Below are 21,005 nucleotides of genomic sequence, written 5' to 3'. Positions count from 1 at the left end.
CATTATCGCCCGGGTCGGCAACATTGCGAAGAAGTGATGCTAAGTCATCACGCGGAATCGCAGTCACCCAGCCATGGCTGCCTGTCGATGCCGCCAATGAAAAAGGCCGCGTCGGATCGCGACGCGGCCTGCCAGTCTACTGCATCCGGGCCCTCTGCTGCACCCGGTTGGCGTTATTTCAGCGACACATTGTCGTTGAGGATACGCGGCGTCAGGAACACCAGCAGCTCGGTCCGGTTGTTGACCTTGGCGTTGTTCTTGAACAGGTAGCCGATGATCGGGAGATCGCCCAGGAACGGAACCTTGTTGTAGTTGTTGCTTTCTTCCTGACCGTAGATACCGCCGATCACCACGGTGCCGCCATTCTCGACCAGCACCTGCGTCTGCACGTGCTTGGTGTCGATGGCGAAGCCGGCGGTGGTCTGGATACCCACGCTGTCCTTGTTCACATCCACATCCAGCAGCACATTGCCTTCCGGCGTGATCTGCGGCGTCACCTCGAGCTTCAGGTTGGCCTTGCGGAACTGGATCGACGTTGCACCGCTCGACGTAGCCGACTGGTACGGCAGCTCCGTACCCTGCTCGATCAGCGCCTTGATGTTGTTGGCGGTGACCACACGCGGGCTGGAGATGATCTTGCCCTTGCCATCGGCTTCCAGGGCCGACAGCTCCAGCGCCAGGAACCGGCCTGCCCCGGCATTGAAGATGCTGAAGGCCACCGACGCGGGGTTCGTGCCGTTGATCGCCGCCGCGGGCAGGCTCAGGGCCGGACCGTTATCCCACTTGGCGTCCTGCGTGATCGGGCTCACCACGTTGGTGTAGGTGTTGCCGTACCCGGCGCCCGAGCGCTGCGATGCAAAGCCCAGCTTCACGCCCAGGTTGCGGCTGAAGGTGTCGCTCGCCTCGACAATGCGGGCCTCGATGATCACCTGACGCACCGGGATGTCGATCTTCTGGAGGAAGATCTGCACTTCTTCCAGCTTGCTGGCGACGTCCGACACGAACAGCTGGTTGGTGCGGGGGTCCGCCGTCAGCGAGCCACGCTTGGACAGCATCCGGGTCGCGCCCATCGTCCCGCCAGCGCCGCCAACCGGAGCCGCCGCAGCGCTACCACCCGCGCCACCGCCCGTGGTCGCCTGGCCCAGCAGCATCCGGCGGACGTCATCAGCACGCTGGTAGTTCAGCTGGTACACCTGGCTGCGAATCGGCTCGAGTTCGGTGATCTGCTGCTGCGCTTCCAGCTCGAGCTTTTCCTTGGTTGCCAGTTCAGCCTTGGGGGCGACCCACAGCACGTTGCCGTTGCGACGCGACGCCAGGCCCTTCGAGTCCATCACGATCTGCAGCGCCTGATCCCAGGGCACATCCTTCAGCCGCAGTGTCAGGTTGCCCTGCACCGTGTCGCTGGTGATGATGTTCAGGTTCGTGAAGTCGGCGAACACCTGGAGCAGCGACCGGATGTCGATGTTCTGGAAGTTCAGCGACAGGCGCTCACCGCGGTAACCCTGGCCAGCGATCAGCTTATTCGGATCGTCCTTGACCTGGCGCACCTCCACCACGAACTGGTTGTCCGTCTGGTAGGAGCTGTATTCCCAGTTGCCGCGCGGCTCGATCGTCAGGCGTGCGCTGCCGTTGGCGTCGGTAGCACGCATGCCCTGGATCGGCGTGCCGAAGTCCGTCACATCGAAGCGGCGGCGCAGGTCCGCCGGCAGCGTCGTACCCATGAAGTCGACGACGAGGTTCTGGCCTTGCTGCGCGATGTTGATGCCCGAATCGCGCGACGACAGGTCCACAACCACGCGGCCAGCGCCATCGGTGCCACGACGGAAGTCGATATTGCGCACTGACGGACGGTTGGCCGCGGCCGCCGGGGCCGGGCTGGCCGCGAACGTCGGCGCTGCCGTCATGGCGGCCTGCGATACGTTGTCGATCAGCACCACGAACTGCGTGCCCCGCACTTCCGTACGATATGTTGCGCTGCGGCTCAGGTTCAGCACCACGCGGGTGCGGTCCCCGATCTGCATGACGTTGGCGCTCTTGAGCAGCTTGCCGGAGTAGTCATACTGCGCACGCCCGGCGGCAAAACCCGTGTCGAAGAAGTCGATCGCGATCTTTGCCGGGTTCTGCGTGGTGAAGTCCACAGGCTTCTGCGCCAATGGGCCCTGCAGGTCGACCGTGAAGACGGTCTGCTCGCCGACCACATTGGCGTCTACCTGTTTGAGCTGGTTAGTCTGTGCGAGTGCGGCCGGAGAGGCCAGCACGAATGCCATCGCTGCCGCGCCCGCAAGCGCCCGGTACCAACGTGCCGTGATCATGCGGATGCCTCCAGCTTCAGGCTGGTCATTTTCTCTTTCCAATCTGAGACCCCTTCCCGAACCAATTCGCGCAACACGATCTCTTGATCGCTAATGCGGACCACTCGGCCATAGCTCTGGCCGAGATACTGACCCACCTTGACGTGATGGATCTTGTTATCTACGCGTACGACACCGTAGGTCTCGCCGTTTTTCTTCAGCATGCCGAGCATCTTGAAGTTCTCCAGCGGGAAATCCTCAAGCGGCTCGTGTCGCCGTCCGGCCTCCGGCGACTCAGACAACGCCTTGTTCAGTTCGCCGATCTTGGTCTGCGCGAACGGCTCCGGCGAAGTACGACCCCCATACTCGCGCGGCACATAAGGTTTGACCTCCGGCAGCGGATCCGGCGGCGGCGACTTGGCCGTTCGCGTCTGGTTCATCCATTGCTGCAGGCTTTCGTCCTCGCTGGGGCCACAACCGGCCAGCGCCGTGACGGCCAGCGCGGCTGCCGCCAGCGTATGCAGGGCGATCCGGGGGCGTCGGGTCAGGCGGCTCATTTGGCACCTCCCTTGGCCTTCTTGGCGGCGGCATCCGCCGCTGCGCGGCGCTGCGCGGCCTGCTCTTCCGGATCCAGGGCCCGGTAGGCCATGGCGACCCCTTCCATCGACAGCGTGCCGTCCTTGGCGACTGACATGTTCAGGTTGCGCATCGAAACGATCCGGGAGAGCGCCGCCACGTCAGCGTTGAACAACGCAACGTCGTGATAGCGGCCGGTGACCTTGAGGTTGACCGGGATTTCGGCAAAGTACGCCTTGACCGTGGCGGCTTGCGGCTTGAACAGTTCGAACTGCAGGCCGCGCGCCACGCCGGCATGGTTCACGTCGGCCAGCAGCGCGTCCATCTCGGTGCTGTTCGGCAACTGGCGCTCGGCCAGGGCGACGCGCTTCTCGACCTCGACCTTCTGCGCACGCAGTGCATCCAGGTTGGCGATCTGCGCCACCTTGGTCTTGTACTGCTGCTTCAGCGTTTCATGCTCGGCATGTCTGCGGTCGAGCTCGTCGCTCTTGTCGCTCCAGTAGAACTGCCAGCCGAGCACCAGTACGATTACCGCAGCCAGCACCGAGAACAGCAGGCGTGGGACGATCGGCCAGGTTTCCGGCTCGTTCAGGTTCAGGCCACGGAACTGCGCGGTCAGGTCCTGCAGGGAGATATCGGAATTGAGCGCCATGATCAGACCTTTCCGCCTGCGGGGTTGGCCGCGGCATCGGAGGCGCCCTTCTTCTTGTCGCCCGGCACTTCCGGCGCGCGATAGGCAAAGCGCATCGAGAAATCGAACAACCGGCGTTGCTCACGCAGGTTGTTGGTCATGGTCACGGCCTTGGACTCCACCAGCTCGGCCCGGTCCAGCCATGCAACCTGACTGACGTTGCGCAGCAGCTCGGACACGCGTTCGTTGGACTGGGCCACGCCGGCCATGACAAAGGTGTCGCCGGTTTGCTTCAGGCTGGTCAGGTACACGCCTTCCGGCACCTGGCGCACCAGTTCCTCAAGCAACTGCACAGGCAGGTTGCGCTCCGCCTGCAGGCTTTCGATGGCCTTCTGACGATCCAGGAGCGCCTCGATGTCCTTCTTGAGGGTGTTGACCTCCTTGATCTGGCCATCCATCTTGGTGTTGGCCGCGGTCAGCACCTGATTGCGCGCGTTCACTGCGTCAATCTGGGAGTCGATGTAGAAACCGCCGATCAGGACGATCAGCGCACCTGCGCCCGCCGCCCCGCCCAGCATGGTGTAGACCTTCTTGCGCCGGGCTGCCTTGCGCGCCTCGTGATACGGCAGCAGGTTAACCGACGGGATGGTATTCGTCGTCGTGGACATGCTTCTCCCCCCGGTGGGTTATTGCAGCCCGCGCAATGCCAGTCCCGCACTGACGATGTAGGCAGGCAGGTCGCGCTGGAGATAGCGCTCATTGACCTTGCCCGCGGTCATCATGTTGGCGAAAGGATTGGCCAGCGTGGTGGTGATCTGCGTCTGCTGCTGAATGGCGGCCTGTACCCCGAGCAGCGAGGCATGCCCGCCAGAGAGCAGGATCTCGTCGACGCGGCCGAGGCTGGAGCTGGAGACGAAGTTGCCGATGGCACCTTGCACCTCCATGGCCAGCGCTTCCAGCGACGGCTTGAGCAGTTGCGCACGCCACGCTTCAGGCAGCGTGTTCTTGCGCTTCTTGATCTCCGCCTTCAGCGCGTCGAGCGTGAACATGCGCGCGGCACTCTGCGTGAGCTGGTCGCCGTAGCTGTTCAGCGGCTGCTCGTACAGTTCCTTCCAACCCTGATAGAAGATGGCCTTGGATCGGCTGCCACCAAGGTGGACGACAGCCACCACCGGGAGGTCCTTGGCGTCGGTCTCGGTGAGGCCGGCAGGCACGCCGAGCATCTGTACGACCGAGCGCTGCACGGCGTACTCCTCGACATCCATCACCTGCGGCTTGAGACCGGCCATTTCGGCGGCGGTCACCCGCTCCTGCACGCGGTCGCTGTTTGCAGCGGTGACGCGCACGCCGATGCCGCCTTCGGTTTCGTTGGGTCCGATGACCGCGAAATCGAAGTTGACCGCCTGCGAAGGCGGATAGAGGCGGTGCGCCTCCGACTCGACCTGGGAATAGAGTTCGTCTTCGGACAGGTTGTCCGGCAGACTGACCGTCTGGGATTCGGTCAGCATGGACGGCACCCCAAGGACAACGTCCTTGGTGCGGATGCCCGCCTTGCCGAGCGCGCGCTTGAGCGCGATACCCACGGCTTCGATGTTGACGACGTTGCCATCGGCAACGGCGTTACGATCCAGCAGTTCGCTGGCGCATTTCTCCAGACGAAAGTCGTGTTTGCCCGCCCCAACGGACAGTTCCACGACCTTGACGCTGGACGACCCAATATCTACGCCGACCGTAGTCCGGCGCAGAAGACCCGACAAGATGCCCCGTCGCAAGGTGACCCCCTGACATTTGAACTCGCCCACGGCATGACTGCTCTAATGGTGCGAGCCAGTTTCTTGGATGAAACGTTTGCTCTTTTATGTTCGTGGATTCTCACAAAAACCAGAGGCGCTGGCAATGTGCCGGTTTGACCACGCTTTCTTTTTCAGAGTGGCCATGCGAAAGCGTTGTCAAAATCCGACGGTCGGCAAAACCCTCGTTGCCAGGCGTCGCGCCATCTCTACTTCTGCCGCCCCACCCCGTCTGACGATCCCGCTCCACCCTCATGCACTCGCGATGGCCCGCCAGGCCGCGCCGCGCCTCAGACCTTCGTGACGTTACATGCTGATCTCAGTGCCATTACATCTTGTAACAGCGGGATAGCGCCTTTTGCGGCACCGCGCACCGAGAAGGCCCCATCCCCGACGATATAATCCGGGCACTCTGAACAGGTAAACCCCTTATGGTCACAGCACAACAGAAGCCGTCCCTTCCCGTCCGCCGCCCACTCTGGGTACGGGCCATGTTCTGGGTGATCGGACTGCTTGTCGCGGGCATCGTCGCCGCGGGGCTGCTGCTGGGCTATGCGCTGCTGGTTGCGGCGCCGAACCTGCCATCGCTGGACACCATCACCGACTACCGCCCCAAGATTCCGCTGCGGATCTACACCGCCGACAACGTGCTCATCGGCGAGTTCGGCGAAGAGCGTCGCAACTTCGTGCCGATCACCGAAATCCCGGAGGTCATGAAGAAGGCCGTGCTGGCCATCGAAGACGACCGCTTCTACGAGCACGGCGGCGTGGACTTCGTGGGCGTGTTGCGCGCCGGGCTGGCCAACGTGCGTGGCGGGCTGTCGCAGGGCGCATCCACCATCACCATGCAGGTGGCGCGCAACTTCTTCCTGTCCAGCGAAAAGACTTACACGCGCAAGATCTACGAGATGCTGCTGGCGTACAAGATCGAGGCCAACCTGACCAAGGACCAGATCCTCGAGCTGTACATGAACCAGATCTACCTGGGCCAGCGCGCCTACGGTTTTGCCAGCGCCGCGCGCGTCTATTTCGGCAAGTCGATCAAGGACGTGACGCCGGCCGAGGCCGCAATGCTGGCCGGCCTGCCCAAGGCGCCGTCCGCGTACAACCCGGTGGTGAACCCCAAGCGTGCCAAGGTACGACAGGAATACATCCTCCAGCGCATGCGCGACCTGCGGTACATCACGCCTGAGCAATACGACCAGGCCGTGCGCGAGGAACTGAAGGTGCGTGGCGAAGGCAACGAGTTCTCCACGCATGCGGAATACGTCGCCGAAATCGTGCGCCAGCTGATGTACGCCCAGTATCGCGAGGAAACGTACACCCGCGGCCTGACGGTCTACACCACGCTGAACAAAGCCGACCAGGACGCCGCGTACGAGGCCGTGCGCGGCGGCATCATGGCCTACGAACGCAAGCACGGCTACCGCGGCCCCGAAGCGTTCATCGACCTGCCGTCAGACGCAGGCGAGCGCGAGCAGGCCATTGACGACGCCCTGGTGGAACACCCTGGCAGCGACGACCTGCGCTCCGCCGTGGTGACCAGCGTCACGTCGAAACAAGTGCGCGCCACGTTGCTCTCCGGCGAGGTGGCGACGATCGAAGGCGCGGCATTGCGCTTCATTGCACCGTCGCTCTCGGCCAACGCCCAGCCCAAGGTCAGGATCCGCCCCGGCGCGATCATCCGCGTGACGCAGGATCCGCAGGACAGCACGTGGTCGGTGACGCAGTTGCCGGAAGTGGCCGCCGCGTTCATCTCGCTGAATCCGGAAGACGGCGAGATCCGTGCGATGGTTGGCGGCTTCGACTTCAACCGCAACAAGTTCAACCACGTGACGCAGGCGTGGCGCCAGCCCGGATCGAGCTTCAAACCCTTCATCTACACCGCCGCGCTGGAAAAGGGCTTCTCCCCCGCCACGGTGATCAACGATGCGCCGCTGACGATTGGCCCGGATACCGGCGGCCAGGTTTGGGAGCCGAAGAACTACGACGGGAAGTTCGAGGGCCCGATGACCATGCGCCGGGCGCTGGCCAAGTCCAAGAACCTGGTGTCCGTGCGGATCCTGCGCGCCATCGGCACGCAGTACGCACAGGACTACATCACGCGCTTCGGCTTTGAGGCCGACAAGCACCCGGCCTACCTGCCGATGGCGCTCGGTGCCGGAAGCGTGACGCCGCTGCAGATGGCTGGCGCGTACTCGGTGTTTGCCAACGGCGGCTATCGCATCAACCCGTACCTGATCCAGCGTGTGGTCGACTCGCGCGGCAAGGTGATTTCCGAAACGCAGCCACAGCGTGCCGCACAGGATGCCGTGCGCGTGCTCGATGCCCGTACCGCATTCATCGCGGACAGCATGCTGCGCGAAGTCGTACGCAGCGGCACGGCCAATCCGGCCAAGCAGCGCCTGGCCCGCAACGACCTGGCCGGCAAGACCGGTACCACCAACGATGCCGTCGACGCGTGGTTTGCGGGCTACACGCCCAAGCTGGTAGCCATCGCCTGGATGGGCTACGACCAGCCCAAGAGCCTGGGGGTACGCGAAACCGGTGGCGGCCTGGCGCTGCCGATCTGGGTCAGCTACATGAGCAAGGCGCTCAAGGGCGTGCCCGAAAGCCCGGATCGTCAGGCACCCGAGGGCGTTGTCATGGTCGCCGGCGACTGGACGCTGGAAGAAAACGCAGGCGGTGCCGGCGTGGCGTCGGTGGGCCTGGGCGATCCATGGCCCGGCAAGCCGGATGAAAGCTCGCGCCCGGCGCAGGATACCGAGGCGGAAAAGAAGAAGATCCTGGAGATGTTTGGCGGTGCCTGATGGCAACCTGAACCGCTGCAGCCCGAAAAAAAACCGGCCTCGATGGCCGGTTTTTTTGTTGGCGACGGTCGCCGCTTGCGGAGCGTCCTTTAGTCCCTTACCTCAGGCTCAGCGACACGCCGGCCTGCTGGCTCATGTAGCCGGATAGCGCCGCGTAGAGCTCACCGCCACCCCGGGTATCAAGCCACTGTTGCCCATCGTGGCGAAAGTGGAAGCCGCCTGCCTTGGCCGCCACCCACAATTCCTGCATCGGCGCCTGGCTGTTGACGATGATCTTGGAGCCATCCTCGAACTCCAGCTCCATCACATTGCCGGTGCGATTGATTTCGATATCGGCGTCGGCTGCGTCGGCGGCGGCTTCGATGTCGGCTTCCAGCCGGTCAAGGGCCTGTCCGGCCAGCACCAGGAACTCGCTTTCACTCAGGGGGGGCATGCTACACTCCAAGGCCGCCGGCGGCCCTGTCCAGACAAGGCGATCGCCGGCATGAATCACGGAAAAAAATGGGACATTGCGCCGGATTCCTGTGCGGATTCCGGGTGCTCCCTACAGCCATCCGAAAAGCCATCCAGACAATGAAGGACTCCCCGATGCTGCGTCGTGGTGCGATTGTATCGGCGTTTGCCGCCGGCCTCGCGATGACCCTGACCGGGTGCGGCATTCGTGGCCCGCTCGTCATGCCCAAGGTGCCGCCCGCCCCGACCGCGCCCAATGTGCCCGATCCGGGCCTGGGCCAGCCGGGCGCGGTCTCGCCGGCCCGCCCGATGGACGAGCCTGCCACGTCTGCGCCTGTTCCGGCCGAAACCACCCGCGGCACTTCCGCCCCCTCTGCACGTTGAACATGACCGATTTCTTTCACCGCCGCGATGGCGCCCTGGCCGTCGAGCAAGTGCCTCTGGCCAGTATTGCCGCCGAGTTCGGCACGCCCACCTACGTCTACTCGCGCGCCGCGCTGACCAAGGCGTACAACGCCTACGCCGCCGCATGCAAGGGCCGCAACGCGCACGTGCAGTTCGCGGTCAAGGCCAACTCCAATCTCGCCGTGCTGCAGGTCTTTGCGCAGCTGGGGGCCGGTTTCGACATCGTGTCCGGCGGTGAGCTGCTGCGCGTGATGGCCGCCGGTGGCGATCCGCGCAAGGTCGTGTTCTCCGGCGTGGCCAAAAGCACGGCCGATATGGAACTGGCGCTGAAGAACGATGTACGCGGCTTCAACGTCGAATCGATTCCCGAACTCGACCGCCTGAATGAAGTGGCTGGACGCGTGGGCAAGCGAGCCCGCGTGTCGCTGCGCATCAATCCGGACGTCGACGCCAAGACCCACCCGTATATTTCCACTGGACTCAAGGGCAACAAGTTTGGCGTGGCCTTCGAGGACGTGCTGCCGACCTATCGCGCCGCCAGCGCGTTGCCGAACCTGGAAGTGGCCGGCATCGACTGCCACATCGGCTCACAGATCACCGAGGTGGAACCGTACCTGGAAGCGCTGGATAAGGTGCTGGATGTGGTTGAGGCCCTCGAGCGCGAAGGCATCAAGCTGGATCACATCGACGTGGGCGGCGGTCTCGGCATTACCTACGACGATGAAACGCCGCCGGACATCACCGGCTTTGCCACCACACTGCTGGACCGGGTAGCCGCACGCGGCCACGGTCACCGCGAGGTGTTGTTTGAACCGGGCCGCTCGCTGGTGGGTAACGCCGGCGTGCTGCTGACGCAGGTGGAATTCCTGAAGCCTGGTGCGGCCAAGAACTTCTGCATCGTGGATGCGGCCATGAACGACCTGGCGCGCCCCGCGATGTATGAGGCCTTCCACAGGATCGAGCCCGTGGCGCCGCGCGCGGATGCGTCGATGACCTACGATGTGGTCGGCCCCGTTTGCGAATCGGGCGACTGGCTCGGGCGCGACCGCGCGCTGGCCGTGCAACCGGGAGACCTCCTGGCGGTGATGTCGGCCGGCGCGTACGGTTTTGTGATGAGTTCCAACTACAACACGCGAGGCCGCGCGGCAGAGGTGATGGTCGATGGCAGCGCCGTGCACCTGGTGCGCGAACGTGAGCAGCCGGCAGACCTGTTCCGCAACGAGCACCTGATCAAGGCCTGACACGAACGCTGACGGCGTTACCGATTGACGCTGTCGGGAAACGAAAAAGGGCGACGGAGCCTCCCTCCGTCGCCCTTCTTGTTTCCGTGGCCTGGCGTGTCAGCCCTGCGCGGGTCTGACGGGCGCCGGCTTGCGCGCCCACCACCACACACGCATCGCCAGGAGCACGAACACCACCCCGGCATAGATCGATACCTCGCTGAAGTCGTGCTTGCCAGCCTTGTGCCACCAGTAGTGCAGGATGCCCAGAAAGGCGATCGCATAGACCACCTTGTGCAGCACCTGCCAGCGCTTGCCACCCAGACGTTTGACCATCGCATTGGTCGACGTGGCGGCCAGTGGAATCATCAGCGCGAACGCGGCGAATCCCACCGTGATAAACGGGCGCTTGGCGATGTCCTTGATCATATAGGCCACGTCGAACCCGCGGTCCACACCGATCCACAGCAGGAAATGCTGCAGGCCGTAGAAGAAGGCGAACAGTCCAAGCATCCGGCGCAGACGGATGAGCCAGTTCCAGCCAGTGAGCCGGCGCAGCGGTGTGATGGCCAGCGTCACGCAAAGCATGACCAGTGTCCAGGTGCCCGTGGAACGCGTGACGAACTCCAGCGGGTTCGCACCGAACTGCGCCGTTGCGCCAAGGTAGAGCAGGCGCACGAACGGCAGCAGCGCCAGCAGCCACACGATGATTTTCACCGCACGGACGCGCGACGGCGACAGCATCGCGAGTCCGCCCCCCGGGCGTGCCGGCGCGCGCCCCGCCGGTGAGGCGGCAGTCTGGCTTGCAGTGATATCCGGCTCCACCATCAGAAGAACTTCTTCAGGTCCATGCCCTGGTACAGCGACGCCACCTGCTGGCCATAGCCATTAAACGGCAGCGTCTTACGCTTGGGCGCGAACAGTGCGGAGAAGCCGCCACCACCCTTGTCCTCGCCGATACGGCGCTCGGTCGCCTGGCTCCAGCGTGGATGGTCAACATCCGGATTCACATTGGAGTAGAAACCATACTCGTTGGCGGCAGCGATATTCCAGCTGGTCGGCGGCTGCTTGTCGACAAAGCGAATCTTGACAATCGACTTGGCGCTCTTGAACCCGTACTTCCACGGCACCACCATGCGCACTGGCGCGCCATTCTGGTTGGGCAGCACCTCGCCGTACAGGCCGAAAGTGAGCAGCGCCAGCGGATGCATCGCCTCGTCCATGCGCAGTCCCTCGCTATACGGCCAGTCCAGTACAGATCTGCTGACACCCGGCATCTGCTTCTTGTCGGCCAGCGTGATGAACTGGACGAATTTGGCGCCAGGCTGCGGCTCCACGCGCCGGATCAACTCGGCCAGCGAGTAGCCGATCCAGGGAATCACCATCGACCAGCCTTCCACGCAGCGCAGCCTGTAGACCCGCTCCTCCATGGGCGCGAGCTTCATCAACTCGTCGAGGTCATAGACCTTCGGCTGCTTGACAAGGCCCTCGACCGAAACCTGCCACGGGCGCGGCCGCAGCGTGCCGGCATAGCGGGCCGGGTCGGATTTGTCCGTGCCAAATTCGTAGAAATTGTTGTAGGTGGTCACGTCCTCGTAGGGCGTGCGTTTTTCCGTGACAACGTAGCTATTGTTGAGTGTGGCGGGCAGCTTCGTGCCCTTGCCTTGTGCAAATGCCTGACGGGCGAACCACGGCGTCAGCATGCTGCCGGCCGCCCCGGCACCTGCCATCGCCAGCAAGCGACGACGCGATTCGAAGAGATGGCGTGGAGTAATTTCTGAGGTGGCGATATCTTCACCGCGCAGCCATTTGGGGGACGGGATCAGCATGTTTCCGGGGTTCCTGGTTGCCGCATGTGCGATTAGACATGAAGCTTGGTCGAATGGTGCGCGGAGTCCTTACAGCGATTTTCGGACGGGCATCAGCACCGGGCGACGGTTCAGCCGCGTTGGTATTGCTGATAGACGGCCTGGGCCAGTGCCAGCAAACGGTCGCGGTCCAGCGGGCCGGCCAACGCGAAGCCCAGATCACGGTCGACCCAGTAGAACGCCATGGTGGCGTTGCCGGCATTCGGCAAGCTCGCCGCCGGCGAGCGCCCTGCGGAAGCGGACGGCATCCGCTCCAGCCGGAATGCGGTATCGGGCGTGCCCTGCGCCATGCGGCGCAACTGTAGCGACAACCGGGTGCCATCGTCGGCTTCATACATCAGGATCGCCATCGGGCCGCCCTCCGCCACACCCAGACGACCGCCGATCAGGTGAAAGCCCTGCTGCCGCAGGTCCGGCACCGGCAACGGCGCGCCGAGCCGCTTTGACAGCCACGCGACCATGTGGGCTTCGTCGCTGGCGGGGACTTCCACCACGTGGCGCACTTCCGGCGCGTAGACTGCGTGGCTGGCCAGCGCGTCGCGCGCGAAGCGTTCCGCAGCGGGCGCACCCGCCAAGGAAACGGTACCAAGGCGCTCGTGGGCGACCCAGCCACCGGCGCCGCCGATGCCCAGGGCGGCCACACTGGCAGCCAGCGCGAGAGGCCATCCGGTCCAGCGAGTGCCGGCGGCTTGCCTTGCCGCATCGTCGCGCAGGCCGTGTGGCCATGCTGCCAGCGGCACGGCCTCGTTGAGCACGCCATCCAGCGCCGCGTGCAAGCCAGCCGTCTGCCGACGCCAGGCGTCCACCTCACGGGCCGCCTCGGGATCGGCCGCCAAGTACGCTTCCACCTCCGCACGGCGTGGCCCGGACAGTTGTCCGTCCGCGTAGGCGTGGAGATCGGCTTCGCTGACGGGACCCATCATTTCACCCGCTGCAAGACGGAGGGAGCGGCGGCCTCGCCGCCGCCATCCAGAAGACGGCGCATATGTTCCCGCGCGCGTGCCAGGCGCGACATCACAGTGCCAACAGGGACCTCGAGGACCTGAGCCGCTTCGGCGTAGGAAAACTGCTCCAGGCTGACAAGCAGCAAGACCGCGCGCTGCGCCTCCGGCAACTGCCCGAGCGCCTGCAGCAGATCGCGGCGCAGGCCGGGATCTGCTGCAGGCGCTGCCACGTCAGGCAGGGTATCGGTCGCAGTCACGAGATCTTTCTTACGGAGGTGATTCAGACGCAGCCTGTGCATCAGCGTCAGCAACCAGGGCAGGAGGCCGTCGGCACCATCGCCCCACAGCGCACCCGGGCGCAGGCGAAAGCGCCAGCGGTAACGCAAGGCACGCTCGAGCGTGTCCTGCACGAGGTCATCAGCCAGCGTGGTGTCGCCGGTCAGGCCGCGTGCGTGACGCCGCAGACGCGGGGCCAGCGCCACCAATTGGCGATCAAACCCGTCCATGCCTTGATTGCCGGTCGGCTGCGGTCAGGGCTTGGCGACGTGCCAGACGTTGTTGAAGTTGTCGCCCGTCCGGTCACCTGCCTTGGCATCCTTGGCGAAGCGGTACAGCGGCATTCCCTTGTAAGCCCACTGGCGGGCGCCATCATCGCGCGTGATGATCGTGTAGCTGCCCGCGGCGCTCGTGCCCGGTTCAGCCAGCAGCGGCGGCCAGTTGGTGGCGCACGCGCCATTGCAGACGCTCTTGCCGCCGTTGGCGGGATCACGGTCAAACGTGTAGAGCGTCAGACCCTGCGGATCGGTCAGTGCGCCGTTGCTGATCTTGACGGTCGGTGGCATGTTGCCGCCGCTGCTGCCCATGCCCATGCCGGAGCAGGCGGCAAGCAAGACGGATGCGGAAGCGAGTGCCAATGCGGCGGGACGAAGCAGGGATGCAGCGGTGTGGCGGTTAGGGGCCATCATGAGGGTCTCCTTCTCCAGGGCGGTGCCGACAACCGGCGCCGTTCACCCTCAGTAAACACCCGATGTGATGTGTTTATTCCCCGCAGTCGAAAAAAATGTGGCGTCATCGCCGAAAAGCGCCTCTTTTGGCACTATTCGGCGGCTGGCGCAAAGGGTGTGCGCACCCAGAACTGGGTTAGACAACCGTCACTTTCGATTCTTCAAGGAATTAACAGACCCATCCGCTCCATGAAAAAGGCCTGCCACAGACATGGCAGGCCTTTTGATTGCGGCCGATACGGATGTGCCGACGGACACCCGCTTCAGAGCTCTCCGTAGCTATGAAGCCCCGACAGGAACATGTTGACGCCCAGGAACGCAAAGGTCGTGACCAACAGGCCCACCAGTGCCCACCAGGCTGCCACCGTACCCCGCAGCCCCTTCATCAGGCGCATGTGGAGCCATGCTGCATAGTTCAGCCAGACGATCAGTGCCCAGGTTTCCTTCGGGTCCCAGCTCCAGTACCCGCCCCATGCCTCGGCGGCCCACAGCGCGCCAAGGATCGTGGCGATCGTGAAGAAAGCGAATCCGACCGCGATCGCCTTGTACATCACGTCGTCAAGCAACTCCAGCGATGGCAGGCGCTCCGCGAGGATCCCATGCTGCTTCAGCAGATAAGCAACGGAAACCATTGCCGCCAGAGCGAACGTGCCATAGCCAATGAAGTTGGCCGGCACGTGGATCTTCATCCACCAGCTTTGCAGGGCCGGCACCAGCGGCTGAATCTCCTGAGCGTTGCGGGTGACCGTATACCAGAGCAGGAAGCCAACTGCCGCGGACACGACCAGCATCACGAACGGCCCCAGCGCGCGCGTGGCGTAGCGGCGCTCGTAGTAGAGGTAAAAAAGCGACGTGATCAGCGTGAACAGTACGAAGACTTCGTACAGGTTCGAAATGGGAATGTGACCGATGTCCGCACCGATCAGGTACGACTCATACCAGCGCACCATCATGCCCGTGAAACCGAGCACGACCGCTGCCCAGCAGAGCTTGCTGCCAATGCTATAGCCCGTGGCGGCCTTCGTCGCCAGACCCACCCAGTAGAACAGCGTGGACAGGAACACCAGCGCGCTCATCCACAGGATGGCCGACTGGCTGGACAGGAAGTACTTGAGGAAGAAGGCCTGCTCGGCGCGCGCCAGGCTCCCCTGGTAAAGCTGGATCGCAAACAGCGAGAGCACCGCCATGCCCACCATCAGCGGCCGGACCGCTTTCCAGTGCCAGCCGAGCAAAGCGAACGTCGGCACGGCCGCGACCAACACCGCCTTGTCGTAGACATTCATCCACTGCCCGTAGCGGGTCAGCGCAAACCCGGCGCCCACCACCAGCAGCAGCGCAAACGCCCAGTCCAGCCAGGTGAGACGGCGAAGGAAAGACGGTTCGAGGTAGGCGTCGGCCGCATCGTTCGCTGCAGCAGCGCGTCGCGTGGTCAGGCCGGGGTTGGCGTGGTTCACGTTGGAAGACATGGCATTCCTGCTTTATGGCGCATTGGCGTTGATATTGTGGAGGCGCATGGCGAGCGTCGCCGCGACATTCAACCACGCTCGCGTGACCGGCTCGCGTGTCTCCGCGTAGGCCGGACGCCGAATCATGCATATGTACTATATTGCTGGCGCACTCGCATCACCAGCCATTGATGCAGCGAATTACCGCGCCTAGTGCGCCACCGGCAGCGTCCCATCGGGCGATGCGCCATCTTCAGGGCGACTGACTTCAGCACCGCTTGCGCGACCGATATCATCGCGCAATGCCATGAACTCCTTCTCGAAGTCCATTGTGCGGCGCTGCGTGGACATGGCCATGAGCACGTGACTGCCGGCCGAGTGTCCGACATCGTCGGCGGACTTGTCCTTGACCCAGATCCAGACACGGCGCTCGCGGATGTAGAACATCGCAAACACGCCCAGGACCAGTAACAAACAGCCAAGATACACGATGTTCTTACCCGGCGCACGGGTCATCTGGAACACGCTGGCCTTGACCTCCTGGAAGTCATCGAGCTGCAGCAAAACCGGTGCGCCGTAGAAGAAACTGTCTGACAGCGCGTTGATGGCCTGCTGCAGGAACGCCCCGCTCCGGGCATCGTTGGGGATCACTGGCTGCTTGTCCTGCGCACGCACCAGTTGCCACAACTCCCACATCGATCCATTGAGAATCTTGAGCAGGACATCGGCCGCCTTCTGCTGTTCAGCCGGGGGCACGGATTTTTCAAGGAAGGCTGCAATGGCGGTGAAGCCGCCCGGGGGTGCGTCCGGCTGACTGCGTGTGGCACCCGCGAACAGGTCCATGGCCCGCAACGCGCTTTCGGCCAGTTGCTTGCGCAATTCGGCCTTGTCGGCGCCCGGCATGGAGATCTCCGCAAAGCGCCGTGCGGCTTCGCCGCGCATGGCACGGTCCTGCAGCGCCGCGCGCAACCGCATCCAGCCGCCCACGCTGCCCTGCTCATCAGCCGGAATCCGCAGGTAGCGGAACGGCTCGCTGGGCGATTCGCGCATGCCCGCCAGGAAAACCGATTGGCCATCCAGCTGCACCGGCACCATATAGTTGTTGAATTCGCGCGCCTGACCGTTGCGGTCGCGCAGCTTGTACTGCACCGACGGGCCGACGTTGCGCAGCGTCTTGTCCTTGTCCGGGTTGGCGGCAGCGCCCAGGTGGGATTCCAGCGTCTGGTTCAGGGATTTGCGTGCCACACCGCGGGCATCCGGCTTGCCCGAAGCGTCGGTGACGTTCTCGATGTTCATCAATCGGAAATCGCTGAACTCGACCGTGAGGCCGTCCTTGTCGGCATCTGTACCGGTGCCGCCCAGCGCCGCGTTGCCGCCCACCGTGCCTGCGAACGGGAACGTCGCGTGGGCACTGCCGGCCATCGGGTAGCCGACGAACTTGAGGCGCGAGCCGCCATCCTCGAAGCTCGACTGGTAGATGGCCACGCCGTCCACGATCAGCGGTTCGTTGACCTTGATGGTCGCTTCCGTCTTCTTGCCGGTCGCACGGTCCGTCACGATTACGTCCGATGCAAACAGCTTCGGCATGCCGGTGGAGTAATAGTCGACCGTGAACTTCTTGAGCGTGATGGTGAACGGCAGATCCTGCACCAGCGCCCCGTCGGCAACATTCAGGATGGCCGTCGACACAGTGGCACCTTCAGGCACGAAGGCGTTACCGCGGAAGCCGGGGTTGCTCGTAGACAGACGATGCTTGGCCGGGATGTCGCTGATGATGGCGTTGCCGTCGATTGGCGTCTTGCCTCCGAACCACATCTGCGCACGGATCAGCATGTCGCCATCGAGCAGGCCGCCGATGCAGATTACGACGATCGCCGAGTGCGCGAGGATATAACCCAGCTTGTTGGCGGCACCGGCCTTGGCGGCCAGCAGGGTGGCGCCATCGTGCTCAACCGGCTTGACGCGATAACCGCGGTTGCGCAGCAGTGCCGTCAGGCGGCCGACGGCATCGCCGCGACCGCGTGGGGCATCGAACTCGCCCCGGTGGTGAAACGATCGCAGGCTACGTTCGCGCACATGGTCTTTCCACGATCGCATCTCGACGATCATCTTCGGGCCGTTGCGTGCAATGCACAACGACGTGGATACCACCAGGAAACCCAGGATCAGCAGGAACCACCAGGAGCTGTAGACCTTCTGCAGCGACAGCGCATGGAACAGATCCGCCCAGAACGGCCCGAACTGGTTGACGTAGTTCGGATACGGTTCGTTCTGCTTGAGCACCGTGCCGATAATGCTGGCGATGGCGATTACCGTCAGCAGCGTGATGGCAAATCGCATCGAGGACATCAGCTCGACGCCGTCGCGCAACACGCGGTTCGGGGTCTTCAGGTGGAGCCCTGAAGTGGAAGGGGTCGACATGGGCGGTAAAACCGGTTCTGTACAGAAGCTGAAAATGAAAAAGGGTGGACATGCTTTGGCAAGCAGGCCACCCTCTTCGATTGTTGCCGGTGCGGCGGGTTCATCCCCTTGGGGCTGCTCCCCCCGCGCTCCGGCCCGGAACGACTCAGCGAACGCCGGCCACGTAGTCGGCGACGGCCTTGATCTCGGCGTCGGACATCCTGGCGGTGATCGTGCTCATGACCGAATTGTTCTTGCGGGTGCCCTGGCGGAATGCCACCAGTTGCGCTTCGGTGTACTCGGAATATTGCCCACCGATACGCGGGTATTGTGCGGGGATGCCGGCGCCGGTCGGACCGTGGCAGCCTGCGCAGGCCGGTACGCCCTTGGCAGCGATGCCGCCGCGATAAATCTTCTGCCCAGCCTCGATTGTGTCCTTGTTCTTGGCCGTGGCGGGCTTGAGCTGCTGCTTGGCCAGGTAGGCGCCCAGGTCTTTCATCTCCTGGTCGGTCAGGACCGACGCATACGGCGTCATGATGGCGTTGCTACGGGTCTTGTCCTTGAAGTCGGCCAGTTGCTTGTGGACGTATTCGGCCTGCTGGCCGGCCAGCTTGGGATTCGCTGCCGCGCCGCTGTTACCGGCAGCACCGTGGCAGGAAAGACATGCGGGAACATTGCGATCGGGCGCGCCTTGCGAGTAAAGCGTTTCGCCCTTGGCGGGATCCGCCTTGGAAGCGGCCTGCTCTGCGGCAGATGCCAGTCCTGTCATTGCCGCAGCCGGGACAGCCAGCGCCATGACAGCCAGAAGTTTCGCAATGCGGTTCATTCGCACACCTTGTCAGAATTGTTATGAACACCGTAATGCATGTCGGTCGACCCTTGCCGGCGGTGAGGACGCGCCTGTTTTGCAATGACCTGACATCGTGACACCGGCCCGATGGAACGGGATACACGAAGGCGCCCTGGATGGGACCGGACACCCTAGATTACGACCTGCAAGGATGCCACACGTCACCCATTCAGGAGACCGTAAACCGGGTTATTGTACAATAAATCGCTTTCCGGATTGACTTAGCTCAGCCTCTGTGGCGCCGCCACACAAGGCAAGGCCGGCCCCCCTTCCGGCGACGTGAACCACATGCCGCGCAACCCGCGCCATCGTTCACCCGCCCCAACGCATTCCCCGCATGTCACTCCTACATCAGGCCCGCTTTTTTATCACCGTCAACCATCTGCGCGACCTGCCGGCCACGGCCGTGCCCGAGGTGGCGTTTGCCGGCCGCTCCAACGCCGGCAAGTCCACCGCGATCAACATTCTGTGCAACCAGAAACGGCTCGCATTTTCGTCGCGAACACCAGGTCGCACGCAGCACATCAACTACTTCTCCGTCGCACCGGTCAAGGCGCCGGACCCACTGGCATTTCTCGTCGACCTGCCCGGCTATGGCTATGCGGAGGTATCGGGATCGGCCAAGTACCACTGGCAAGGCTTGCTGTCCGACTACGTGCAGACACGTGCGCAGCTCTCCGGCCTGGTGCTGATGATGGACGCGCGCCGCCCCTTTACCGACCTCGATTGCCAGATGGTGGAGTGGTTCCTGCCCACAGGTCGCCCGATCCATATACTGCTGACCAAGGCCGACAAGCTGACCAACAGCGAGAACGCCAAGGCACTGCGCGAAACGCGGCAGATGCTGGAGGATTATGCGGCGCAGTTGGAAAACCCGCCGCCGATGTCGGCTCAGTTGTTCTCGAGCCTGAAGCGCCGCGGCATCGAGGAGGCACAGCGTGTGGTGGCCGGCTGGCTCTCGCTGCCGGAAGCCCAGGTCGCACCCGCTGCGCCGGCGCCTGCCGCCCCGCCCTCGTCGCCTGGACCTGAGGCCTGAAGTACGAAGGCCTGACGCTCGCGCATCGCTCTGATCCGGATCGACAAAAAAAAAGCCCCGTTGCAAGCAACGGGGACGAACTTTCCCACCGGTTCAGGGCGGGTACCCGCTCAGGGAGGAGTAGCGGGGGACACCTGCGCTGCGCGAAGCAACACAAGGTGTCCGCGAGTATGATAGCGGGCACGCACAAAAGTTTAGTTTTTCTTTCGGCGTGATTCGCCGCGGGGTTTCGCGGTGACGTGCGCCGCGCATTCGTCCACGACTCTCCCAGAATCCAGCCATGTCCACCTTCCCCGAGTATCGTCCCCGTCGCATGCGCCGCGATGATTTCTCGCGTCGCATGATGCGCGAAAATCGCCTGTCGCCCGACAACCTGATCTATCCGGTGTTCATCCTGGAAGGCCAGAATCAGCGGCAGTCGGTGGCGTCGATGCCGGGTGTGGAACGTGTCTCTGTGGACCTGCTCATGCCGATCGCAGAGGACTGCGTAAAGCTCGGCATTCCTGTCATTGCGCTGTTCCCGGTGATCGACCCGTCGATTAAGACACCCGATGGCATTGAAGCCACGCGCGCAGAAGGTCTGGTGCCTCGCGCAGTCCGTGCCCTCAAGGACCGATTCCCGGAACTGGGCGTCCTGACGGACGTCGCGCTGGACCCGTACACGAGCCACGGTCAGGATGGCGTGCTCGATGACAACGGTTACGTGATCAACGACATCACTGTCGACCTCCTGGTCAGGCAAGCGCTCGTGCAAGCCGAGGCCGGGGTGGACATCGTTGCCCCGTCTGACATGATGGACGGCCGTATCGGCGCCGTGCGCAGCGCGCTGGAAGACGCGGGCCACATTCACACGCGCATCATGGCCTATTCGGCCAAGTACGCATCGGCGTTCTATGGCCCATTCCGCGATGCAGTGGGCTCCGCAGCCAATCTGGGCAAGGGCAACAAGATGACCTACCAGATGGACCCGGCCAACACCGACGAAGCCTTGCGCGAAGTGGCCCAGGATATCCTGGAAGGCGCCGACATGGTCATGGTCAAGCCGGGCATGCCGTACCTCGACATCGTGCGCCGTGTGAAGGACGAGTTCCGTTTCCCGACCTACGTGTACCAGGTAAGCGGCGAGTACGCGATGCTCAAGGCCGCCGCGCAGAATGGCTGGCTGGACCATGACAAGGTGATGATGGAATCGCTGCTGGCATTCCGTCGTGCCGGCGCCGATGGCATCCTGACCTACTTCGCCCGCGACGCCGCCCGCCTGCTGGCCGCCTGACTGCCACGC

General features: G+C 63.7%; 19 protein-coding genes. 5 read left to right on the top strand and 14 right to left on the bottom strand.

Annotation, left to right across the window (positions count from 1 at the left end; all coding sequences use genetic code 11):
• Nucleotides 1-173 precede the first annotated feature (173 nt).
• Genes AC1DOX_RS18905 through pilM form a run of 5 tightly spaced genes read right to left on the bottom strand, consistent with a single transcriptional unit; the run spans nt 174 to nt 5,255 of the window.
• Nucleotides 174-2,312, bottom strand: coding sequence for a type IV pilus secretin PilQ (locus AC1DOX_RS18905; RefSeq protein ID WP_441619492.1), 2,139 nt, complete (start codon nt 2,310-2,312; stop codon nt 174-176).
• Nucleotides 2,309-2,848 (bottom strand): pilus assembly protein PilP, encoded by a 540-nt coding sequence (locus AC1DOX_RS18900; protein ID WP_176861066.1) that lies wholly within the window; start codon nt 2,846-2,848, stop codon nt 2,309-2,311. Before AC1DOX_RS18900 ends, AC1DOX_RS18905 begins: the two co-directional genes overlap by 4 nt.
• Nucleotides 2,845-3,519: a type IV pilus inner membrane component PilO gene (locus AC1DOX_RS18895; RefSeq protein WP_441619490.1), complete on the bottom strand. Its 675-nt coding sequence runs from the start codon at nt 3,517-3,519 to the stop codon at nt 2,845-2,847. Before AC1DOX_RS18895 ends, AC1DOX_RS18900 begins: the two co-directional genes overlap by 4 nt.
• 2 nt (nt 3,520-3,521) lie before the next feature.
• Nucleotides 3,522-4,166 carry a PilN domain-containing protein gene (locus tag AC1DOX_RS18890; RefSeq protein WP_441619488.1) on the bottom strand — a complete coding sequence of 215 codons (645 nt, stop codon included), beginning with the start codon at nt 4,164-4,166 and terminating at the stop codon, nt 3,522-3,524.
• Between the two features lie 18 nt (nt 4,167-4,184).
• A complete protein-coding gene (gene pilM, locus AC1DOX_RS18885; protein WP_176861067.1) occupies nt 4,185-5,255 on the bottom strand; it encodes a type IV pilus assembly protein PilM in 1,071 nt (356 codons plus the stop codon).
• Between the two features lie 464 nt (nt 5,256-5,719).
• Between pilM and AC1DOX_RS18880 the strand changes: the two genes are divergently transcribed.
• Entirely contained in the window at nt 5,720-8,098 is a 2,379-nt protein-coding gene (locus AC1DOX_RS18880) for a penicillin-binding protein 1A (RefSeq protein WP_441619486.1), read from the top strand.
• 97 nt (nt 8,099-8,195) lie between these two features.
• On the opposite strand, the gene cyaY is transcribed toward AC1DOX_RS18880, so the two are convergent.
• Nucleotides 8,196-8,531 carry an iron donor protein CyaY gene (gene cyaY / locus AC1DOX_RS18875; protein ID WP_092141186.1) on the bottom strand — a complete coding sequence of 112 codons (336 nt, stop codon included), beginning with the start codon at nt 8,529-8,531 and terminating at the stop codon, nt 8,196-8,198.
• 155 nt (nt 8,532-8,686) lie between these two features.
• Here cyaY and lptM point away from each other — a divergent pair, with 155 nt between their 5' ends.
• Together lptM and lysA are read left to right on the top strand one after the other, a co-directional pair.
• Nucleotides 8,687-8,935, top strand: a complete 249-nt coding sequence (gene lptM / locus AC1DOX_RS18870) for an LPS translocon maturation chaperone LptM (RefSeq protein WP_092141188.1) — start codon at nt 8,687-8,689, stop codon at nt 8,933-8,935.
• A gap of 2 nt (nt 8,936-8,937) precedes the next feature.
• A complete protein-coding gene (gene lysA / locus AC1DOX_RS18865; RefSeq protein WP_441619483.1) occupies nt 8,938-10,197 on the top strand; it encodes a diaminopimelate decarboxylase in 1,260 nt (419 codons plus the stop codon).
• Nucleotides 10,198-10,296: 99 nt separating this feature from the next.
• Here lysA and msrQ read toward each other — a convergent pair whose 3' ends face one another.
• The 8 genes from msrQ to AC1DOX_RS18825 form a co-directional block, all read right to left on the bottom strand.
• The gene (msrQ, locus tag AC1DOX_RS18860; RefSeq protein ID WP_441619481.1) at nt 10,297-11,004 is read right to left on the bottom strand and encodes a protein-methionine-sulfoxide reductase heme-binding subunit MsrQ; all 708 of its coding nucleotides are present in this window, start codon (nt 11,002-11,004) and stop codon (nt 10,297-10,299) included.
• Complete coding sequence (gene msrP, locus AC1DOX_RS18855) at nt 11,004-12,005, bottom strand: protein-methionine-sulfoxide reductase catalytic subunit MsrP (protein ID WP_441619480.1); 1,002 nt, start codon at nt 12,003-12,005, stop codon at nt 11,004-11,006. The genes msrQ and msrP overlap by 1 nt, the downstream gene beginning before the upstream one ends.
• Before the next feature lie 110 nt (nt 12,006-12,115).
• On the bottom strand, nt 12,116-12,967 hold the full coding sequence (locus tag AC1DOX_RS18850; RefSeq protein WP_441619478.1) for an anti-sigma factor family protein: 852 nt from the start codon (nt 12,965-12,967) through the stop codon (nt 12,116-12,118).
• Nucleotides 12,964-13,494 carry an RNA polymerase sigma factor gene (locus AC1DOX_RS18845; protein WP_092141198.1) on the bottom strand — a complete coding sequence of 177 codons (531 nt, stop codon included), beginning with the start codon at nt 13,492-13,494 and terminating at the stop codon, nt 12,964-12,966. The genes AC1DOX_RS18850 and AC1DOX_RS18845 overlap by 4 nt, the downstream gene beginning before the upstream one ends.
• Nucleotides 13,495-13,518: 24 nt before the next feature.
• Nucleotides 13,519-13,950 carry a COG4315 family predicted lipoprotein gene (locus AC1DOX_RS18840; protein ID WP_441619636.1) on the bottom strand — a complete coding sequence of 144 codons (432 nt, stop codon included), beginning with the start codon at nt 13,948-13,950 and terminating at the stop codon, nt 13,519-13,521.
• Between the two features lie 305 nt (nt 13,951-14,255).
• Nucleotides 14,256-15,458: a c-type cytochrome biogenesis protein CcsB gene (ccsB, locus tag AC1DOX_RS18835; RefSeq protein ID WP_441619475.1), complete on the bottom strand. Its 1,203-nt coding sequence runs from the start codon at nt 15,456-15,458 to the stop codon at nt 14,256-14,258.
• Between the two features lie 189 nt (nt 15,459-15,647).
• A complete protein-coding gene (locus AC1DOX_RS18830; protein WP_441619473.1) occupies nt 15,648-17,858 on the bottom strand; it encodes a cytochrome c biogenesis protein ResB in 2,211 nt (736 codons plus the stop codon).
• Between the two features lie 145 nt (nt 17,859-18,003).
• Nucleotides 18,004-18,663, bottom strand: coding sequence for a c-type cytochrome (locus AC1DOX_RS18825; RefSeq protein WP_441619471.1), 660 nt, complete (start codon nt 18,661-18,663; stop codon nt 18,004-18,006).
• A gap of 361 nt (nt 18,664-19,024) precedes the next feature.
• Between AC1DOX_RS18825 and yihA the strand changes: the two genes are divergently transcribed.
• Together yihA and hemB are read left to right on the top strand one after the other, a co-directional pair.
• Entirely contained in the window at nt 19,025-19,723 is a 699-nt protein-coding gene (yihA, locus tag AC1DOX_RS18820) for a ribosome biogenesis GTP-binding protein YihA/YsxC (protein WP_441619469.1), read from the top strand.
• Between the two features lie 280 nt (nt 19,724-20,003).
• Complete coding sequence (gene hemB / locus AC1DOX_RS18815) at nt 20,004-20,996, top strand: porphobilinogen synthase (protein WP_441619467.1); 993 nt, start codon at nt 20,004-20,006, stop codon at nt 20,994-20,996.
• The last annotated feature ends 9 nt before the right edge of the window (nt 20,997-21,005 follow it).

Source organism: Cupriavidus sp. 01L415, from assembly GCF_056400065.1.
The sequence above is the reverse complement of the archived record's forward strand: the minus strand, read 5'-3'. Positions and strand labels throughout refer to the sequence as shown.

Coding starts and splice junctions, on each gene's coding strand:
- AC1DOX_RS18905 (WP_441619492.1), bottom strand. CDS start 2,312: ATGATCACGGCACGTTGGTACCGGGCGCTTGCGGGCGCGGCAGCGATG.
- AC1DOX_RS18890 (WP_441619488.1), bottom strand. CDS start 4,166: ATGTCCACGACGACGAATACCATCCCGTCGGTTAACCTGCTGCCGTAT.
- ccsB (WP_441619475.1), bottom strand. CDS start 15,458: ATGTCTTCCAACGTGAACCACGCCAACCCCGGCCTGACCACGCGACGC.
- hemB (WP_441619467.1), top strand. CDS start 20,004: ATGTCCACCTTCCCCGAGTATCGTCCCCGTCGCATGCGCCGCGATGAT.
- lptM (WP_092141188.1), top strand. CDS start 8,687: ATGCTGCGTCGTGGTGCGATTGTATCGGCGTTTGCCGCCGGCCTCGCG.
- AC1DOX_RS18900 (WP_176861066.1), bottom strand. CDS start 2,848: ATGAGCCGCCTGACCCGACGCCCCCGGATCGCCCTGCATACGCTGGCG.
- yihA (WP_441619469.1), top strand. CDS start 19,025: ATGTCACTCCTACATCAGGCCCGCTTTTTTATCACCGTCAACCATCTG.
- AC1DOX_RS18880 (WP_441619486.1), top strand. CDS start 5,720: ATGGTCACAGCACAACAGAAGCCGTCCCTTCCCGTCCGCCGCCCACTC.
- cyaY (WP_092141186.1), bottom strand. CDS start 8,531: ATGCCCCCCCTGAGTGAAAGCGAGTTCCTGGTGCTGGCCGGACAGGCC.
- msrP (WP_441619480.1), bottom strand. CDS start 12,005: ATGCTGATCCCGTCCCCCAAATGGCTGCGCGGTGAAGATATCGCCACC.
- AC1DOX_RS18850 (WP_441619478.1), bottom strand. CDS start 12,967: ATGATGGGTCCCGTCAGCGAAGCCGATCTCCACGCCTACGCGGACGGA.
- AC1DOX_RS18840 (WP_441619636.1), bottom strand. CDS start 13,950: ATGGCCCCTAACCGCCACACCGCTGCATCCCTGCTTCGTCCCGCCGCA.
- msrQ (WP_441619481.1), bottom strand. CDS start 11,004: ATGGTGGAGCCGGATATCACTGCAAGCCAGACTGCCGCCTCACCGGCG.
- AC1DOX_RS18845 (WP_092141198.1), bottom strand. CDS start 13,494: ATGGACGGGTTTGATCGCCAATTGGTGGCGCTGGCCCCGCGTCTGCGG.
- AC1DOX_RS18830 (WP_441619473.1), bottom strand. CDS start 17,858: ATGTCGACCCCTTCCACTTCAGGGCTCCACCTGAAGACCCCGAACCGC.
- AC1DOX_RS18825 (WP_441619471.1), bottom strand. CDS start 18,663: ATGAACCGCATTGCGAAACTTCTGGCTGTCATGGCGCTGGCTGTCCCG.
- AC1DOX_RS18895 (WP_441619490.1), bottom strand. CDS start 3,519: ATGGCGCTCAATTCCGATATCTCCCTGCAGGACCTGACCGCGCAGTTC.
- lysA (WP_441619483.1), top strand. CDS start 8,938: ATGACCGATTTCTTTCACCGCCGCGATGGCGCCCTGGCCGTCGAGCAA.